The following is a 16,987-nucleotide window of genomic DNA, read 5'->3' as shown; positions in this document are numbered from 1 at the left end:
TTTCGCAGGATGTGTCTCAGGTGATGCAAGGAGAGCCCCGCGGCGTCAGAAGCATTCTAAGATTTTCATCCGACCTGTGTCAATCGGCCGAGAGGAGCGCCCCCGGGACCACCGCTTCCAGCCACGCCCCGAGAGCACGTTTCAGAAGCAATTCCGCCCGCCGAACATCCAACCTGTACTTCTCCGGAATGAAGCAGAGGTCCACAGTCCATATTCCCCGCACCCGGTCGAGAAACGGGGACCGTTCCAAGAGAGGATCCGGGGCCGGCGCAAGACAGCTCATGACCGCGTTCAGGATGGGTTTGGAGGCTTTAATTTTGGCGTTCTGGACACAAAAGTTGTTGGCCATGAAGCGGAGAGTCGGCCATGGGAGTTTGCCAAGAGAGGCCTCTTCCACGATACCGTCCTGGATGAGGAAGAAGAAGGGGGCCACAACGGCGGAGGGGGAGAGGTGCTGAGGAACGGCCGCCTCTTTGAGGACCTCTGAGATGACGTCCTTGAGTTTTTCTTCGTTGGGTTTCATGGATGTAACGGGCGCGGGGCCCAGGGAACGCTGGAGGCGTTCCTTCAAGGTTTCTGCGCACGGGGCTGCACAGATGAACGCGGGAAAGAGCTTCCTGCGGTCGACGAGGGCCTTGAGGGCTTCCCAGGGGATTTCTCCCGGATCCTTGACCACAAAGATCACCACGCTCCCGTCGACGATCGGACCTTGGGCATCAAAGACCGCCCGAACCCTTTCAGCATCCGGCAAAAGGCATTGGGCGATTCCGTCAAGATCGTCCTTTTCTATAAAAGCCACTTCTGCGGCCTGAACAATATGATCCACGGCGACCACTTGAAGAATGTGACGGTGGTACTCGAAGGGCTCATGAGGCACAGACCACTCTTCGTAAGTCAGGATTTGGAGTTCCTTTTTGAGAGCTTGTGGAAGACGTTCGATGCTGTCCTCCCCACGCAGGTTCTGTTTCGGAACAAGGCACGTGGTGCAACCGGCGTCGGCGGCGGCTTCCAATTTGATGGCGATGCCGCCGACGGCGGTGATCCTCCCATGGGTGTCGATTTCGCCCGTCATGGCCACATCCCGACGGATGGGCTTTTGGGAAAGCGCCGAAGCCAAAGCCAACGCGATGGCCCCACCCGCCGAAGGCCCGTCCTTGGGGGTTGAGCCGCCCATAAAATGGAGATGAATAGGGGAAGACAGATGGCGTGTTTCGATTTGAAGCGCCTCAGCGCATTGAAGAATTCCTGTCATGGCCACCTTGCGGCTTTCGTCCATGACCTTCTGAATGTTCCCCGTCGCATGGACTAGGCTCATGTAGCCCGCGGGGCTTTCCAAGGGGACGTCCGCACCGAAACGGATGGGGGTTGCCTGAATGGGGATAACCGAGCCGACACCGAGTTCCACATTCACCCCCAAAGCGAGGATTTCCCCAATGCGGTCTTCATGGCTCATCTTCCACGGTCTGATGGGCTCGTTCAGGTATTCCTTAATCTTCTGGCGGGTGATCCAAACGGGCCGGGGGCCCCCATTGACAAGCTCCTTCCTCTGGATGCGGAAGAACAAAGTACGCAGCAGGCGTTCCAGATCACGCACACCGGCTTCATAGGTGTATTCCCGCACAAGATGGCGCAGGAGATCCTCTTCCTCGTCAGGAGGAAAAGCGATCTCCGACTCTCGGATATCATAGCGGGACCTCAGCCGCCCGATGAGGTGATAGCGGGCAATGGCCACCTTCTCTTCCACACTGTAACGATCGAGGAAAACGATTTCACAGCGGTTGGCCACAGGGGCCGGGACGGTCTCCAGCGTATTGGCGGTGAGGATAAAGTGGCAATTGCTCAGGTCGATATCCACTGTGGTTTGCGTGTATTTGTCGTGGAACAGATGATTCTGTTCCGGATCTAAAATCTCCAAAAGAGTGGCGATGGCGAATTTTTCGGTCTTGTCGGCTTCGTCCATAATGAACATGCCGTTCATGCAGCCCATCTTGATGAGGCCTTGCACGATGGCTCCCGGTTTGGACCCCTCGTAGGTGAATCCGTGCCCTCGCAGATCCGATTCGTCCCGCATGCCGCCCAAGGAAATCTTATGATAAGGAATGCCCAAGTTTTGGGCGATGGATATGGCTAAGGAGGTTTTGCCGACTCCCGGTGGACCCACAAAGAGAAAGGCGCTTCCGGTGCGCTTCCACCCTTCCGACTGCACGGGATCGAACTGCCGGTATCTGCGGATGAGATTCGTGAAAAAATCGCAAACAATCTCCTTGGGCCGGTCCAAGCCGTAGTGGGTCCGATGAAGACCTTCTTCAAAATCCTGAACGCGGATGCGAATGGGTTTGATTTTTTTCCACGGGATGGAGAGCAGAGTTTCGATGAGTTCACTGTATTTGGCCCCGCTGTGCCCGGCGGCGAGCGTCTTATTTTTTTCGATGATTTCAATGACCTGTGGCGGAAAGGAGGGGTTGGTTTTCGCTTCCTCAATGCGGTCTTTTAAGCTCTTGACGGCCACGGTAGGTTTGGGAGCTTCTGAGGGCGTGAAGGGCGGGGCGGCGGGCTTGATTCCCGGCCTTTGGAGGAAGAGCTTGCAGTGCTTTGCGAACAGTCCGAACAGGGCATCATCGTCCTTGCGTTCCACTTCTTCCTGGGGCACACCGAGTTCATGAAAGAGCCCCCACAGGCCCCATCGGTCACGAAAAGCCATGAGAACCTTCGGGGCTTCTCCGGGATCCGTTTCCAGGAGTCTGTCGAAACCGCGGAAGAGTTTTTCTAAGAAAACCGTGCGCAGGACCAATGACAACAAAGTCTGGCGGCTTCGGTTCCAACATTCTCCCAGGGCCTGCACCCGGCACTCGGCATCCAAGCCCGTGAGCACCTGGGCGAAGAGATCTTCGGAAAGATCCGCCAGCCACGAGCAGGCCCTCAAGACGATTCGGTAGATCAGGGAGGCCGTGGTTCCCCCTTGGGCCGCCGCATCGAACAGGCTCAGGTACTCTGCACCCTTGATTCCCACCATTTCATCGCCCAGGATATGGACAAGCAGCCGATGGAACGTTGGGTCGTCTTCCGTTTTTTCCGCGGCAAAGGCCACGTCGTTTTCAATGACTGTCGTTTCGGGGGTCTTGGGGTAGAGGAGGTGTTCCATCTGATGCCTGAGAAGAAATTCCGCAAGAGCCAACGCCTTGCGTTCTTCTTCCGTGCCTTCGGTGACCAGACCTTTGGAGTCGCTAGGAAGAACGAAAGCCAGATAATCGAAAAACCGCTCGTGGACGGCGATTATCCAGTTGTCGTCGCGCCGGAGAAGAAGGCTTAACGGCGCAATGACCCGCTGGTCGTCTTCCAGCCGCTCAATTCGCACGCGAGTCATGACGACGGCGCTGTGGCGGGGGTCCGTGCCGCGTCGTGTCCGAAAATGAGGCAGCACCCGCCGTTCAATGATGTTCTTTAAGACCTCAAGGACGCGGGCGATATCCTCTTCTTCGGGGTACGGCAATCCTTCAAGCACCTGACGGTCAAAGGTCACCGGAAACATGACGCCTCCTCAGCCGGCTATTGCACCACCCACACTGTGCATTCGCGCGCCTCGCGAATGATCTTGCTGGAAACGCTCCCAAACAGAAACTCCTCGCGCTTGCTCATCCCACGTCGTCCGACCACCACCGTGTGGTATCCCCCACGCCGCTGCTCTTGCAAAAGAACGCCTGGCACATTTTCCCCCGGATCGCACACCTGGATTTTCAAGGAAATGCGCTCCTTGGGTACACCCAACTCCACCAACCTGGACAGCATGCCTTCGAGTTGGCGGTAGGCCCGACGGTGTCTCTTTTCCAATTCCATATCCCTCTGTTCCTTGTCCGGGTAGATGTCGGGCTGGGGGCCGATAAGCACGTGAAAGAGGGTGACGTACACGGCATCATGGGGCCGAAGCATCGTCCCCACATAGTCCACCGCCCTTTGGGCGTTGGCCGAACAGTCGATTCCCACAAGAATCTTATGGCCCATAGGGCACCTCCCAGAGAAACGATCGATAAGCAACTTCCAGATCTTCCATGAGTTCGTGGGCTGAGTCGTAAAAAACCTCCGCTCCAGCCGCAAAATGCATGAGGACCTTGTTCAGGGTTTCCCGGAGGTAGGGGAAGATTTTCTTCAGGTTCATGAGCCTGTTGGGAAAGAACAGCGAAAAGTCTTCTTCATGGAGATCGGACAGTGCAGCGTGGAAGGGGGAGTGGGACGACCGCATGTCGTGCAAGGTATGAAATCCTTTTCCGGCTGCAAACAGGAGAATGTTTCCCAACCCGAACAGGTCCACGCCGAAAGGTTGGCCCGGCCATTCGTAGGTGTAATCGAAATCTATCCATCGGTAGCGGCCGCTCTGATGTTCAATGAGGAGATGATCGTTGCGAATATCCCCGTGGATTTCTCCCATTTGGTGAAGGTCTTTAATGGCATAGAAGGCTTTCATGAGGTTGGCGAAAATACGCGGGAACACCTCGTAGTAGTAAGTCTCATGGTCCATTTCCAGATCCCCGATGAGATCGTACAAGGTCTTGCCGGAAATGCGTTCAATGACCCGAACGGGATTGCCGGCATCGTCGTAAAGCGTATGACCCTGCATGAACCGGGGATCACCCGCCGTGCGTGCCAGGATCCGCGATTCCTTGTGCGGACTGCGGAAGCATCGGATGCGTTCTTCGCCGAGATGCATGAAAAAAGACTCGAAGAAGGCCAATTTCAGGATCTTTGCCTGACCATCGTGAAGATCGATGACGCGTTTGACCCAGAACTTGGGTTCTCCGTCCAGGCCGAACCGGCCCTCGAACTCCTCACCCTTTACGTAAAACAGGTGGCCCTGGACACTGATACAATCGCCGGCCTTGATGTCCATAAACTGGGTGGTGTCCGTGTGAATGCGAATTTTCTCAGGCACGGAAAGACGCGTATGAGTATGGATCAGGTCGCGGACGTGGGAAAGGGACATGGGCTTTAACATCCTTCGGGATACGGGAGATTACGACTCGCGCCCCAGTACGGCTCGGGCCGCCAACATGCCGCTTACGGACGCCTGAAGCAAACCTCGGGTGATCCCCGCGCCGTCTCCCGCGGCAAAGAGGTTCCGCACAGGGGTTTCCAATTCTTTGCTGAGCTGCAGGCGGTGAGAATAGAACTTGACTTCCACACCATAGAGCAGCGTGTGGCGTGAGGCGGTGCCGGGGGCAATCTTGTCCAGGGCCTGCAGCATTTCCACGATGCCCAACAGATGCCGATACGGAAACACATAGCTCAAGTCCCCGGGGACGGCCTCTTCAAGGGTCGGGCGGGTCAGACACCGAGCCAGACGTTCCCGGGTGCTTCGGCGTCCCGCCATGAGATCCCCCAGACGCTGGACGATCACCCCTTTGCCCAAAAGATTTGCCAACCTCGCGATGTAGCGTCCGTAGGCAATGGGATCGTCGAAGGGTTCTGTAAAGGCGCTGCTCACCAAGAGGGCAAAGTTGGTGTTGGGGGTTTTCTTTCCCGCATAACTATGGCCGTTGACCGTGATCATGGACCCGTTACGCTCCTGGACCACTTCCCCGTAGGGGTTCATACAGAAGGTCCGCACTTTGTCGTCGAAGGTCTTGGTGTAATACACGAGTTTGGACTCATAGCTGATATCGGTAATGGCTTTGAAGACCACGGCGGGGAGTTCCACACGGACCCCGATGTCCACGGGGCTTGCCTGGCTGGGAAGTCCCAGAACCTGGGCTTGTTCTTTCATCCAAAGCGCCCCGGATCGGCCGGGTGCTGCAATGACGTAGCGGCACCGAATCACTCGGCCGTCGGCGAGTTCGACACCGCGCACGAGACCCTCATCGGCCAGGATGCGCACGGCCTGGCAGTTGGTGCGGATGTGAATGGAACGAGCGATCGCCTCTTTAAGCCGCTCCAAGACGATAAGGCAGTTCTCTGTGCCGATGTGGCGTATGGTCATGGGGATAAGTTCGAGGTCCGCCAGGCGGGCTCGGTCGGCAAGATCTTCCATCTCGGGAGTCATCCCCCCGTAGAGGCGGTCCGGGGCCCCGAAACGCACATACACGGCGTCGGCTTCGTGGAGGAGTTCTTTTAGGGCGGGTGTGCCCACGAGGTCGGCGAGAAAACCGCCCACTTCGGGAGAGAGCGTGAGCTTGCCGTCGCTGAAGGCGCCGGCTCCCCCATCCGCACAGCATATCGTTGGCCCCGCGCCGAGTGCGGCTCTTCAGGTCCTTGCCCTGTTCCACGAGAAGAACCGGGGACAGGCCCGCCTCGGCAAAGGTCAAGGCCGCGAAGATTCCCGCCGGGCCGGCTCCGATGATCACTACGACATAATCCATAGCGATGAATCCTTGAAAGATCTGTGGACGTTACTGTTTTTCACTTCTTTTGACACTATCAAAGAGGAAAAGGAGCGGCAAAGGACTTTCTGCTTTCTCCCGCGCCGATAATCCCATTGACAGGGGATGCCGCTCCATTAAAAAGCATGGGGCGATCGGGTGGAAGGAGCCAAGTGACGTGCAGGGAAGAGATCACGATAGACCGGGAAGCCGGTCGGGACGTAAGGTGCTGCGAACGGGATTCAGCACGGGGACCGCCATGACTGCGGCGGCCCGAGCCGCCTTGCGAACTCTCCTTACCGGACGTGCTCCCTCATGGGTCGCCGTCCGTCTTCCGGTGGGCTATTACATGGCGGTGCCGGCGACGATCCTTTCCGAAGGGGTTTCACAAGCCGAAGCACTGGTCATCAAGGATGCCGGCGACGACCCGGATGTGACCCACAATGCAGCGATCCACGTCCAGGTGAAGCTCATGGAACTCGCCCCGAGAGCCGTCGGAGCGCAGACCAAAGGCGAGAACGCTTCTCAAGCGGGTGAAGGGGCTGTGGAGATTCGACTCACCGCAGGGCAGGGCGTCGGCGTCGTGACCAAGCCGGGGCTTCCCGTGCCGGTGGGAGAACCTGCCATCAATCCGGGGCCACGGGCCATGCTCACAGAAAATCTCGGCGAAGAACTGAAGTGCTTTCTTGGCGCTTTTCGGGGGGGGGACGTCTGCCAAGCCGAAGCTCATGGGACGTACCCGCGCGGTCCGGACCCTTTCAGACACGAAACCGCCTCTTTTCCTGAAAAGCTGCCGCACCAGGAGAACACGGCGGCGGAAACCCACGATATAGGCCGGGTGGTCCGTCTGCCCCTTCGAGTCGGCGAAATCGCCCCCTACCCGCTGGTGCTCCATATCCATGTCTCCGTGGCTCAAGGAGAGGCATTGGCCCGCCGGACGCTCAACCCGCGCTTGGGTGTCCTCGGTGGATTGTCCATCTTGGGCACTACAGGGCTCGTCAAACCTTTGTCGCACGAAGCTTATGAAGAAACCATTGTGTCCGCCCTCCATGTGGCCGTGGCCAATGGGTGTCGTACGGTGGTCCTGAGCACGGGGGGCAAGAGCGAAAAGCTTGCCCGCGGGTTCTTGATCGGCCTTCCTGAAGAAGCCTTTATCCAAATTGCCGATTTTTTTGCTTTCTCGGTTCAGGAAGCTTCCCGAGTGGGATTCGACACGGTGGTGCACAGCGTGTTTTTCGGCAAAGCCGTCAAAATGGCCTCTGGGCTGTCATACACGCACGCCCACAAAGCCGGTATGGACCTGGGCACGTTGGTGCGCTGCGGCCGACAGGCCGGAGCCGATCCTTCGTTGCTGGAACGCGTGGCCGGTGCCAACACGGCGCGGCATGCCCTGGAGATGCTCTTAAAGGGCGATGGTCGAGAAGTGGTTCTGGAAGTGGCCCGCGCGGCCATGGCGCATTCGCGCCGTTTTGCTGGCGCAGGTGTAAAGCACTTGCGATTGCTTCTTTTCGACTATGACGGCACAATTCTCGCCGACCTCAGTGACCGCGGAGGTCTGTGGATTTCATAGAATCTTGTTGGACACGAGGGCGTAAGGAAATCTGCCGGATTCCAGGGCCGTTTTCTGAGAGTCCGGGGTCACCAACGACAGCGGCACACCGTGATGCTCGGGGCGGCATGGTTAACCGGATGTGAACGGACATTTTCGGACAGGTTCACGGGATAAGTCGATGAGCAAGGACCCTCATCAATGGGCACCGCCGCTGATCGCCGTCATCGGGGTCGGCATAGGCCCGAAGAGCTGCACGGTGGAAGGGGTGCAGTGGATCGAAAGAGCGGACGTTCTTGTGGGGGGCGCCAGACACCTGGATTTTTTCCCCGAGCATCCGGGCGAAAAGATTCCCATTCGAGGATCCATCACATCCCTCGTGGATACCATGAATGTCCTCGCTCAAGCGCACCGTGTGGCGGTTTTGGCGTCCGGAGATCCCTTGTTTTTCGGCATCGGTCGGCATCTTACGGCCCGATTGTCTCCGGATCGGTTGCACTTCATCCCGGGGCCCACATCTATTCAGGCGTTATGTGCCGCCTTGGGGAGACCTTGGGAGGAAGTCCGCGTTTTCAGTCTGCACGGCCGGGAAACCTCTTTCGAGTGGATGTGGTTCCTTCGGCACGGCCACACGGTGGCCTTTTTCACCGATAAAGAACATCCGCCGCGGTGGATCGCCGATCAGTTGATGGCTGCCGGTTTTGACGACTGCCGTGTGACCGTCGCCGAGGATTTGGGCTTACCCACGGAAAGCCTCGGCTCTTGGTTTCCCTGTGAGGTCCGTGCCATGGATTTTTCGCCGCTCAACGTGGTCATGGTGACTCCGCCCAGTCACGAGCCTGCGGACGGGAGCGTGCTCCCTCGGGCGGCGTCCTGCCCCCATGTTTTAAACGGATTCCGTGGTCATGAAGAACTTGGCGAGGGTCCGAGGAGCACTGGAACCGCGGCCGATGCGGCATTGAGAAACTGCGTACGTCGCGCTCCCGGGGTGGACGACGGGGCTTTTGTTCACCGCGAAGGGCTGATCACGAAAAAGGAGGTGCGCAGTGTGGCTTTGTCGCTGCTTCGTTTGGCTCCGGGGGACGTCTTTTGGGACATTGGGGCAGGCAGCGGGTCCATCGCCGTGGAAGCCGCTTTGCTTTATCCTCTGAAAAGCGTCTGGGCCGTCGAAAGAGTGCCTGAAAGGGTGGAGGACATCCGGGCCAACGTGCATCGGTTTCACTGTGGAGAGATTCAAGTGATTGCGGAAGACGCCCTTCAGGCAGTCTCCAGGTTGCCTCGACCGGATCGCGTTTTTATCGGCGGCTCCGGCGGCATGTTGACACCCCTTCTCGACGCGGTATGGGCCCGCATGGCGCCTTTCGGGCGGGTCGTCGTTGCCGGGGTGACATGGAACACGTTGGCCCAAATCGAAAGCTTCGCGAAGCTCAACGCGGAAAATGTGGAAGCGGTCCAAGTCCAGGTGAATCGAGGGGTGTCCATAGGGTCCAGTTTTCGATTCACCGCCTTGAATCCCGTGTTCTTATGTGCCATGGAAAAGACTCCCCAGTCGTCTTCCCGACACCCGGAAAAGGAGAATTGATGCCGACATCTGGTGGTGACCTCCAAAAGCCCGAATCCGCCACGAAGCCCTGCAATCAAGGCCCATGCCTCGTGGCCTTTGTGGGCGCCGGGCCCGGAGATCCGGAACTCATTACCGTCAAGGGACAACGGCTCCTTCGAGAAGCGGACCGGGTCATCTACGCGGGTTCTCTGGTCCCCCAAGGACTCCTCGAGCAGTGCAAACCCGGCGCCGTCCTGCTGGACAGTGCTTCCATGACGTTGGAAGAAACCCATGCCGCCGTCATGGAAGGGGTGCGTCGCGCGCAGCGGGTGGTTCGGCTGCATACGGGCGATCCCAGCCTCTACGGTGCCATCCACGAGCAGATGCGCCTTCTGGATCAAGAGGGCGTGGACTATGAGGTGGTTCCTGGCGTGTCGGCGGTTTTCGCCGCCGCTGCTGAACTGCGATGTCAATTGACGCTCCCCGAGCTGTCCCAGACGGTGATCATCACTCGAGCCGCGGGAAACACTCCGGTTCCCGAACGCGAATCCCTGGAAACACTGGCCTCACACGGAGCGACCTTGGTCATTTATCTCAGTGTGCAGCACATAGGCGATGTGGTTCGAAAGCTTCGTGGTCCCTATCATCCACAAACGCCTGTGGTGGTGGCGTATCGCGTGGGATGGCCGGACCAGCGGATCCTTCGCGGGACGCTTGAGGACATTGAAGATCGGATCCGGCACGCAGGAATCCGGCGGCACGCCGTGATCCTGGTCGGGGAAGTCTTTAACGAAGTCCGGCCTGCCGTGCGATCCCGCCTCTACGACGGATCCTTTTCCCATGGCTTCCGAACCGCGCATTCTTGATCTTCCTCAACCCATCGCCGTCGTGTCCATCACGGCCCAGGGGACGGCCCGTGCCCTACGGCTTATGGCAGCCCTGCCGAACTGTACCGTCCACGTTCCGGCCCGGCACACCTTTGCCGTGGCCATGGGGGCCGAACCCTACGGGACATTTCGCGACCTGTTCCCTCGACTGTGGATGGAGAATCGCGCGCTGGTGTGCATCATGGCCACGGGAATCGTCGTGCGGGCCATGGCGCCGCTTTTGCGCTCCAAAAAACAGGACCCCGCCGTGGTTGTGGTGGACGAGCGAGGACGATATGTGATCAGCTTGCTTTCCGGCCATGTGGGGGGCGCGAACCGTCTTGCCCAAGCCGTGGCTTCCCTGTTGGGCGGAGAAGCGGTGATCACGACGGCATCCGACGTGTCCGGAAAGCCTGCCGTGGATTCCATGGCCGTGGAATCATGCCTTGAAATGGAGGACATGACCTGGGCGGCTCGTGTGACCACAGCCATACTGGAAGACGAGCTTTTTTGGGTATATGACCCGGACGGATGTCTGGAACGCTATCGCCCGGCGTTGCCCAGCGCTGTATGGATTGCCGAGGCCCTGCCGCCGCTTCAGCAGGGTTCCCCCGAAGAGCTGTCCGTGGACCTTCTGCACTCCGCCTTCCGGGCCTGCGGCGTGGATCCCGAAGCGGTCGCCGGGGTGTGGGTGTCCGAGAGGCTCAAGCCTGAATCGTATCGTGCCGTGGTTTTAAGAGCACGCACCCTGTGTGTCGGCGTGGGGTGTAATCGGCACACACCGGCCCAGGAAATCTTTGAGACGGTGCAGGATGTTTTCTCCCGCTTCAACCTCGCTCCGGCGGCCATACGGACCTTGGCCAGTGTGGACATCAAGGCAGAGGAACCCGGACTCCATGCCGCCGCCCACAGATTGGATCGTCCCCTGGTCTTCTATCCCAAAAAAACCCTAGAAGCACAGTGGGTGCCCAATCCGTCGCCCGTTGTGCGCCGTCACCTTGGAGTGTCCAGCGTATGCGAAGCTGCAGCTCTCATGGCGTCCCGGAACGGCCGACTCATCGTGGAAAAACAGAAGACCCGCAACGTGACCGTGGCCGTGGCCAAGGACGGCTCTGGATCGTGAGCCTTGGGCCGGGGGCTTTGGAGCACCTGACACCTCGGGCCCTGGAGGCGCTCCGCCAAGCCGACGTGATCGTGGGTTACAAAACCTACGTCAGGTTGATCGATACCGTGGTTGAGGGAAAAGAAGTGCGGGCCAGCGGGATGCGTAAGGAGATCGACCGTTGCCAGGAAGCGCTTCGGCTTGCTGAGGAAGGTCGCCGGGTGGCCCTGGTTTCCGGGGGAGATGCGGGTATTTATGGGATGGCTGGATTGGTGTTTGATCTGTGCCGTGCCCAAGGGTTGGCGGTGTGCGACGGCCTGTCGGGTTCAGAATCTCCGGACGCCCTGTGTGTCGAAGTGATTCCAGGAGTGGCGGCTTTCAACGCCGCGGCGTCCATCCTCGGGGCGCCACTGATGCACGATTTTGCGTCGGTGAGCCTCAGCGACCATCTCACCCCGTGGGACCAGATTGTCAAGCGGCTCGAAGCCGCCGCGGCAGCCGACTTCGTCATCGCCATCTACAATCCACGAAGCACCGCCCGGCCGGACACCCTGGAAAGGGCGCGCACGGTCTTGCTCCGCCACCGGCCGGAAAACACCCCTGTGGGCGTGGTCCGCCGGGCTATGCGAGAAGGCCAGCGCCACTGGGTGACGACATTGGGAGAATTGGTCTGCGCCGAGGTGGACATGGAAACGGTGCTTCTTGTGGGCAACAGCCACACCTACGTGTGGAACGGCCGCATGGTCACCCCTCGAGGGTACCTGGAAAAGTACAGCCTTTAAGAAAGGCTCGCCGCTTCCTTATCCACGACATTTCGAATGGAGGCCTCCAGGGCCGCCAGTTTCTCTGGGGTCAATTTCAACGCCCGGGCACTGGGGACGGAAGCCAAGTCCAAATCCAAACGTTTGGTAGGGCCCAACCCGAGCTTGTGGCAATAGACGTTGGCCAGATTAACGATGACGGTCAGTGCCGGAAGGATCTTGGCGGATGCGGGCCGGTGATGGCAGGCGATGGCCTCGACGATTTCTTCGGGGAAATGCCACTTCTCGGCGAGCAAAAGGCCCACATCAGCATGATCGAACCCGAAAGATTCCCGTTCCAACACGGCAAAGGACAGTTCCGGATCGTTATACACTTCTTCGATGATCCGACGCATGGGTTCGGGGCGGTGAGTGAGCAGAATCATTTTGCCCACATCGTGGAGCAATCCCGCGAGAAAGCATTCCTCCGTCCTGGAATACCGAAGGACGACGGCGATGGTTCGGGCGGCCAGGCCGCATCCCACCGCATGTTCCCACAAGAGTTTTTCCGTAAGACCGAAGGGATCGAAAAGGTCTCGGGTTACGGAAGCAAGGACAAGGGCGCGCACGGTTTTGAGGCCGATGACCACCACGGCGTCACGTAATGTGGCGATGGCTCGCGACCGGGCATAAAAGGAGGAATTGGCCAGTTTGAGAATTCGAGCCGCCAAGGCGGGATCCTGGGCGAGAACCTTTTGAATATCTTCGGCACGGCTGTTGGGATCGCCGATTTTTTGCAGGGCTTCCGAAGCCACGTGCGGCATGGCGGGAAGATCCCCGCTGAGTTGCACCAAAGCTTCCAGCTCCACACTGGGCGATGCCGTTGGCATGAACTCACCTCGTGCGTGTCACAAGAAGCGGTGGTCGCCCACCGCGTTCCATCGGACTAAAAGAAAACGTCCGTCTTCTAAACGGCTCATGAAACCCAAACCGCAGTTTACCTTTCAGCCACGCCTGCATCAAGTCTGAATAGAACATTTTCAAGACTTCCTGTCGTCCGTCTCTGGAGTATTCTTGGAATGCGCCACCATATAGCTCAACACCACCAGTTGTCCGATTCGCTGGACGTCCTCCAACTCAAGATCCCAAGCGACCTCCGAGGCAAAAAGTGAAATGCCTGTCCCAAAGATTTTCGGAGACACTGCAACGACTATGCGGTCGATGAGACCTTCGGCGGCAAAGGCGGAATTCACCTGCGCGCCGCCGGCGAGGATGACGTCCGTGTATCCGAGAGAGGCCAGCCGGGAAAGGATCTCTCGAGGCGTCTCTGAGGTCCAAAGCACGTTGCCCTCAGAAGATGCGCGGGAACGGTTGCGCGTCATGACGACGTTGAGGCGTCCTGGAAGTGGTCTTTTCAAGGTTCGGAAAGTCCGGGAACCCATGATGACGGCCCCGGCCTTCCGCGTGCGCTCTGCGAAGAACTTCTTGTCTTCGGGAGTGGTCCAGTCGGGGAAATGGTCAGGGTGCCGGGCGATTTTTCCATCGACGGTCATGGCCATGAGCAGGGTTACTTCCATAATCGACTCGATTCCTTTTTATTCCGATGAAAACAGTGGAACGAATTGACCATAGCCTTCCTTTTCCAGGTCTTCGGCCGGGATAAACCGAAGCGAGGCCGAATTGATGCAATACCGGCGGCCTGTCGGCGGCGGCCCGTCATCGAAGACATGACCAAGATGGGAATCTCCATGGCGGCTGCGCACTTCGGTGCGGACCATGAATAGCGATCGGTCCTGACGTTCCACAACGTTTTCCGGGACCAACGGGCGGGTGAAGCTCGGCCAGCCCGTTCCGGAATCGAACTTGTCCCTGGAGCTGAAAAGAGGTTCTCCCGAGACCACATCCACGTAAATTCCTGGACGTTTGTCCCAGTACTCGTTTTGAAAGGGGGGTTCTGTGCCGTTTTGCTGGGTGACTTTGTACTGCAGAGGGGTCAAGATGTTGCGGAGTTCTTCGTCGCTCGGCTTCACGAAGCGGCCGCTTCCTTGAGGGGTTTCCGTCGCCTTGATCTCGTCTTTCCAGACTCTGCTCAAAAAGGCGTCCCGTCCGGACCCCATCCTGTAGGTGTGGTATCGCATGGGCGATTTCTCAGAGAAGTTTTGATGGTATTCTTCGGCTGCATAGAATCTTTCCAGGGGGAGGATCTCGGTGACGATGGGCTTGTCAAAACGTCCGGATTCCTGCAACCTTTTCAGGGACACCTCCGCCAGGCGCTTCTGCTCTTCATCGTGGTAAAAAATCGCCGTACGGTACTGAGGTCCACGGTCCACAAATTGCCCGCCGGGATCCGTAGGGTCGATGTGACGCCAGAAAACTTCCAAGAGCTCTTCATAACTCACCTTTGCGGGATCGTAGATCACCTGGACGGCTTCCACATGCCCCGTGCGTCCTGAGCACACCTGTTCATAGCTTGGGTTTTCCACATGGCCCCCCGTATATCCCGAGATCACCTCCAAGACACCCTCCACCTTTCGAAAATCCGATTCCACACACCAGAAACAGCCGCCGGCGAAAGTCGCCATGGCCCTTTGTGTTGCGTCTTCCTTCATGGCCCACACTCCTTGTCCCGCAAGCCCAATCATGATCCCCAAAAAACCGAGGATCCCCAGCCTCAACGCCCTCAATCCAACGATCTTTTCCACGATTCATCTCCCTGTTCCGCATGAGATATTCCTTCCCCATGGGGTTTTTCCCGGGCTTTTTTTAATCATGAAGCCAGGAGAGTGCACGGCCTTGCCGAGAAAACGTCGGCCATGCGGCGAGAAGGTCGAATGACAAAACGGCCTTGTCCACCCGTCTCACAGAGACGCGACGGAAGGCGTGCCTAAAGTGGACGTGCAATGCCCGCCTTCTCTGACAAGTTTCGAGGGTGGGGATGCCGGGCTGGTTGATTGGGGCGGAGTGCCCCCGAATTCATCGGCGGCTCCCCCGCGGAAGAGTCTCTGGGTTCAGCTCTTTTTGCTCGTTTGGGCGGTGAATACAGACATCAGTTGCTTGACTTTGGCGCTTCGGCATTCCGGACACTGCACAGGATTTTTCCCATGCTCGGAAATGCTCTGAATGACGGTGAATTCCTTTTGACACGATAGGCATTGATACTCGTATGTCGGCATGGCATCCTCCTTATTGGTCCTTTTCGGATCGTGTCACGCCATATGTGGGATAATGCGTCCCGTATGTCGTTTAATCCATATCATGTCTCCGACCATGCCGCCAAGGTGTGGTCCCTTCCTGCGGAAGGTTTTTCGCTCACGCGGGTGGCCCCGGAGCTTTTCGAGATTTCGAGTGCTCGATCGATCAAGACAAGGGAAGGGCGCCGCTTATTTTCAGCGTGCATACGGGTAAAGGCTTCACTGGTGGACTCTACCACGGGGCCGGTCCGGGTTCGGGGCAAGGCGGAGGAAGACCAAAGCCAGTCCTGTGGAAAGAAAGGACACGGCGATGTGTCCGGCAAGGTTTTGGGTGTGTTGCCAGAGCCAGGGGCCGCATAGGGCGCCCACGACACGACCGGCCACCATGAGGCTGTAATTGGCGGAAAGCCAACGCCCCCGTGTGTTGGGGTTCAGTTCGGAAATGTAAGGAAAAGAGCTGACCACGGTGAACTCGAAACAATAAGCGATCCCGCAGAAAACGATTACGCTCAACACCAATGAAGTCTGGGCGACGGAAAGGGCGGCATAGCACACGGCCGCTCCAAAGAGTCCTGCAGCGAGCGCACGTTTTTTCCCCAGCCGATCCGCAATCAAGGCGACACTCAATTCCGCGCCCAGTTCAGAGGCGCCGATAAAAGTCGAAAGCCACCCTAAGGGGCCGATCCCTACCGAAAACCGCGATTCCATCCATACCCCATAGACAATCATGAGGTTTTCGTTGGCAAGCAACGCACAGAAGGTCACCATGAGAGCGGCCCAAAGCCTTTTGGACGGTGTCGGCCCCAGAGGGTTTTGGAGCGTTCGACAGTCAGCCCCTGCGTGATAAAGTTCCGGCACGTGCGCTGTTGTGGGATTTCTGGATGGGTTCACCGGGGGGTGACGCAGAAACCGGACAGTTTGCGGAACCCCGGGCGCCGAGGGAAGTTGGGCAGTCGGCAGCAAGAGAACGATTCCGATAACCCCGAGGACAATATACGGCATGTTCCAACCGTATCGGGCGATCAGGACCCCGCCCAAAGGCATGCCGACGAACCATCCTGCGGACCAGGATGACTCGAGAAGGCCCAAGGCACGGGCTCGAATCCCGTAAGGCACATGGGCGCTCACATAGGTTTGGACGGCGGGGTTGTAAACGGCATGGGCTAAACCCATGAAGAGGAAACCGAGCAGGACCCACGGAAAGCTTCGGCCGTAGCCCACCGCGAAGCCGCTTAGGCTAAAAAAGAACAGGCCTAAAAGAAGGCCGACTTTTTCACCTTTCTTTTCACACAGGAGTCCGAAGAGAATGCCGGAGAGACCGACCAAAGATCGGGCTGCGACGAGGAGCCCAGCCTGCTCCATGGTGACGCCCAAACCTCGGGCGATGGTGGGAAGGAAAGGGTAGGCCAGGCGCACCCCGGCGTTGAGCCACAGTCGACTGAAGACGAGAAGCCCCCACCGACTGGGCGGCATCCCCAGAAACACGTCGTGAGCCTCCTTATGGAATTCGGCATGATCGCTCCCTTTCGTCGGTCAAGGAGCGTGACCCTCTAGGTTTTCGCCCACTCCCATCGATTTTCCAGGGGCAAGAGGGGCACGGCACCTTAGCAAAAAGCGTCCGTCTTGTCGTCAACAAATCAGGGATCCCA

General features: G+C 58.3%; 14 protein-coding genes and 1 pseudogene. 5 read left to right on the top strand and 10 right to left on the bottom strand.

Features of this window, described 5'->3' with window-relative positions; translation table 11 throughout:
• Positions 1-79: 79 nt before the first annotated feature.
• From ACZ5K9_RS01680 to ACZ5K9_RS01660, 5 genes and pseudogenes are all read right to left on the bottom strand, one after another.
• The gene (locus tag ACZ5K9_RS01680; RefSeq protein WP_464272691.1) at positions 80-3,529 is read right to left on the bottom strand and encodes a S16 family serine protease; all 3,450 of its coding nucleotides are present in this window, start codon (positions 3,527-3,529) and stop codon (positions 80-82) included.
• A gap of 17 nt (positions 3,530-3,546) precedes the next feature.
• On the bottom strand, positions 3,547-3,999 hold the full coding sequence (locus tag ACZ5K9_RS01675; protein WP_464272690.1) for a universal stress protein: 453 nt from the start codon (positions 3,997-3,999) through the stop codon (positions 3,547-3,549).
• Positions 3,989-4,975, bottom strand: coding sequence for a protein kinase family protein (locus ACZ5K9_RS01670; protein ID WP_464272689.1), 987 nt, complete (start codon positions 4,973-4,975; stop codon positions 3,989-3,991). The genes ACZ5K9_RS01675 and ACZ5K9_RS01670 overlap by 11 nt, the downstream gene beginning before the upstream one ends.
• A gap of 30 nt (positions 4,976-5,005) precedes the next feature.
• Positions 5,006-6,142 (bottom strand): NAD(P)/FAD-dependent oxidoreductase, encoded by a 1,137-nt coding sequence (locus ACZ5K9_RS01665; RefSeq protein WP_464272688.1) that lies wholly within the window; start codon positions 6,140-6,142, stop codon positions 5,006-5,008.
• Between the two features lie 55 nt (positions 6,143-6,197).
• Positions 6,198-6,347: pseudogene (locus ACZ5K9_RS01660) on the bottom strand (FAD-binding protein); the annotation flags it as partial.
• A 178-nt stretch (positions 6,348-6,525) separates the two neighbouring features.
• On the opposite strand from ACZ5K9_RS01660, the gene cbiD reads away from it, so the two are divergent.
• The 5 genes from cbiD to cobJ all read left to right on the top strand — a co-directional run bounded on the left by cbiD (position 6,526) and on the right by cobJ (position 12,189).
• Positions 6,526-7,917: a cobalt-precorrin-5B (C(1))-methyltransferase CbiD gene (gene cbiD / locus ACZ5K9_RS01655; protein ID WP_464272687.1), complete on the top strand. Its 1,392-nt coding sequence runs from the start codon at positions 6,526-6,528 to the stop codon at positions 7,915-7,917.
• Between the two features lie 160 nt (positions 7,918-8,077).
• Positions 8,078-9,478 (top strand): precorrin-6y C5,15-methyltransferase (decarboxylating) subunit CbiE, encoded by a 1,401-nt coding sequence (gene cbiE, locus ACZ5K9_RS01650; protein ID WP_464272686.1) that lies wholly within the window; start codon positions 8,078-8,080, stop codon positions 9,476-9,478.
• Positions 9,478-10,305: a precorrin-4 C(11)-methyltransferase gene (gene cobM, locus ACZ5K9_RS01645; protein WP_464272685.1), complete on the top strand. Its 828-nt coding sequence runs from the start codon at positions 9,478-9,480 to the stop codon at positions 10,303-10,305. The genes cbiE and cobM overlap by 1 nt, the downstream gene beginning before the upstream one ends.
• A complete protein-coding gene (locus ACZ5K9_RS01640) occupies positions 10,280-11,428 on the top strand; it encodes a cobalt-precorrin 5A hydrolase (RefSeq protein ID WP_464272684.1) in 1,149 nt (382 codons plus the stop codon). Before cobM ends, ACZ5K9_RS01640 begins: the two co-directional genes overlap by 26 nt.
• Positions 11,425-12,189: a precorrin-3B C(17)-methyltransferase gene (cobJ, locus tag ACZ5K9_RS01635; protein WP_464272683.1), complete on the top strand. Its 765-nt coding sequence runs from the start codon at positions 11,425-11,427 to the stop codon at positions 12,187-12,189. The genes ACZ5K9_RS01640 and cobJ overlap by 4 nt, the downstream gene beginning before the upstream one ends.
• On the opposite strand, the gene ACZ5K9_RS01630 is transcribed toward cobJ, so the two are convergent.
• The 5 genes from ACZ5K9_RS01630 to ACZ5K9_RS01610 form a co-directional block, all read right to left on the bottom strand.
• The gene (locus ACZ5K9_RS01630; protein WP_464272682.1) at positions 12,186-13,037 is read right to left on the bottom strand and encodes an HDOD domain-containing protein; all 852 of its coding nucleotides are present in this window, start codon (positions 13,035-13,037) and stop codon (positions 12,186-12,188) included. The genes cobJ and ACZ5K9_RS01630 overlap by 4 nt on opposite strands.
• 150 nt (positions 13,038-13,187) lie before the next feature.
• Complete coding sequence (locus tag ACZ5K9_RS01625; RefSeq protein WP_464272681.1) at positions 13,188-13,724, bottom strand: dihydrofolate reductase family protein; 537 nt, start codon at positions 13,722-13,724, stop codon at positions 13,188-13,190.
• Between the two features lie 18 nt (positions 13,725-13,742).
• On the bottom strand, positions 13,743-14,789 hold the full coding sequence (gene msrA / locus ACZ5K9_RS01620) for a peptide-methionine (S)-S-oxide reductase MsrA (RefSeq protein WP_464273921.1): 1,047 nt from the start codon (positions 14,787-14,789) through the stop codon (positions 13,743-13,745).
• Positions 14,790-15,155: 366 nt separating this feature from the next.
• A complete protein-coding gene (locus ACZ5K9_RS01615; RefSeq protein WP_464272680.1) occupies positions 15,156-15,320 on the bottom strand; it encodes an FmdB family zinc ribbon protein in 165 nt (54 codons plus the stop codon).
• Between the two features lie 237 nt (positions 15,321-15,557).
• Positions 15,558-16,823 carry an MFS transporter gene (locus ACZ5K9_RS01610; protein WP_464272679.1) on the bottom strand — a complete coding sequence of 422 codons (1,266 nt, stop codon included), beginning with the start codon at positions 16,821-16,823 and terminating at the stop codon, positions 15,558-15,560.
• Positions 16,824-16,987: the final 164 nt, after the last annotated feature.

It is taken from the genome of Desulfosoma profundi, from assembly GCF_055387865.1.
Note: the sequence above shows the minus strand (reverse complement) of the source record. Positions and strands in the feature narration are given on the sequence as shown.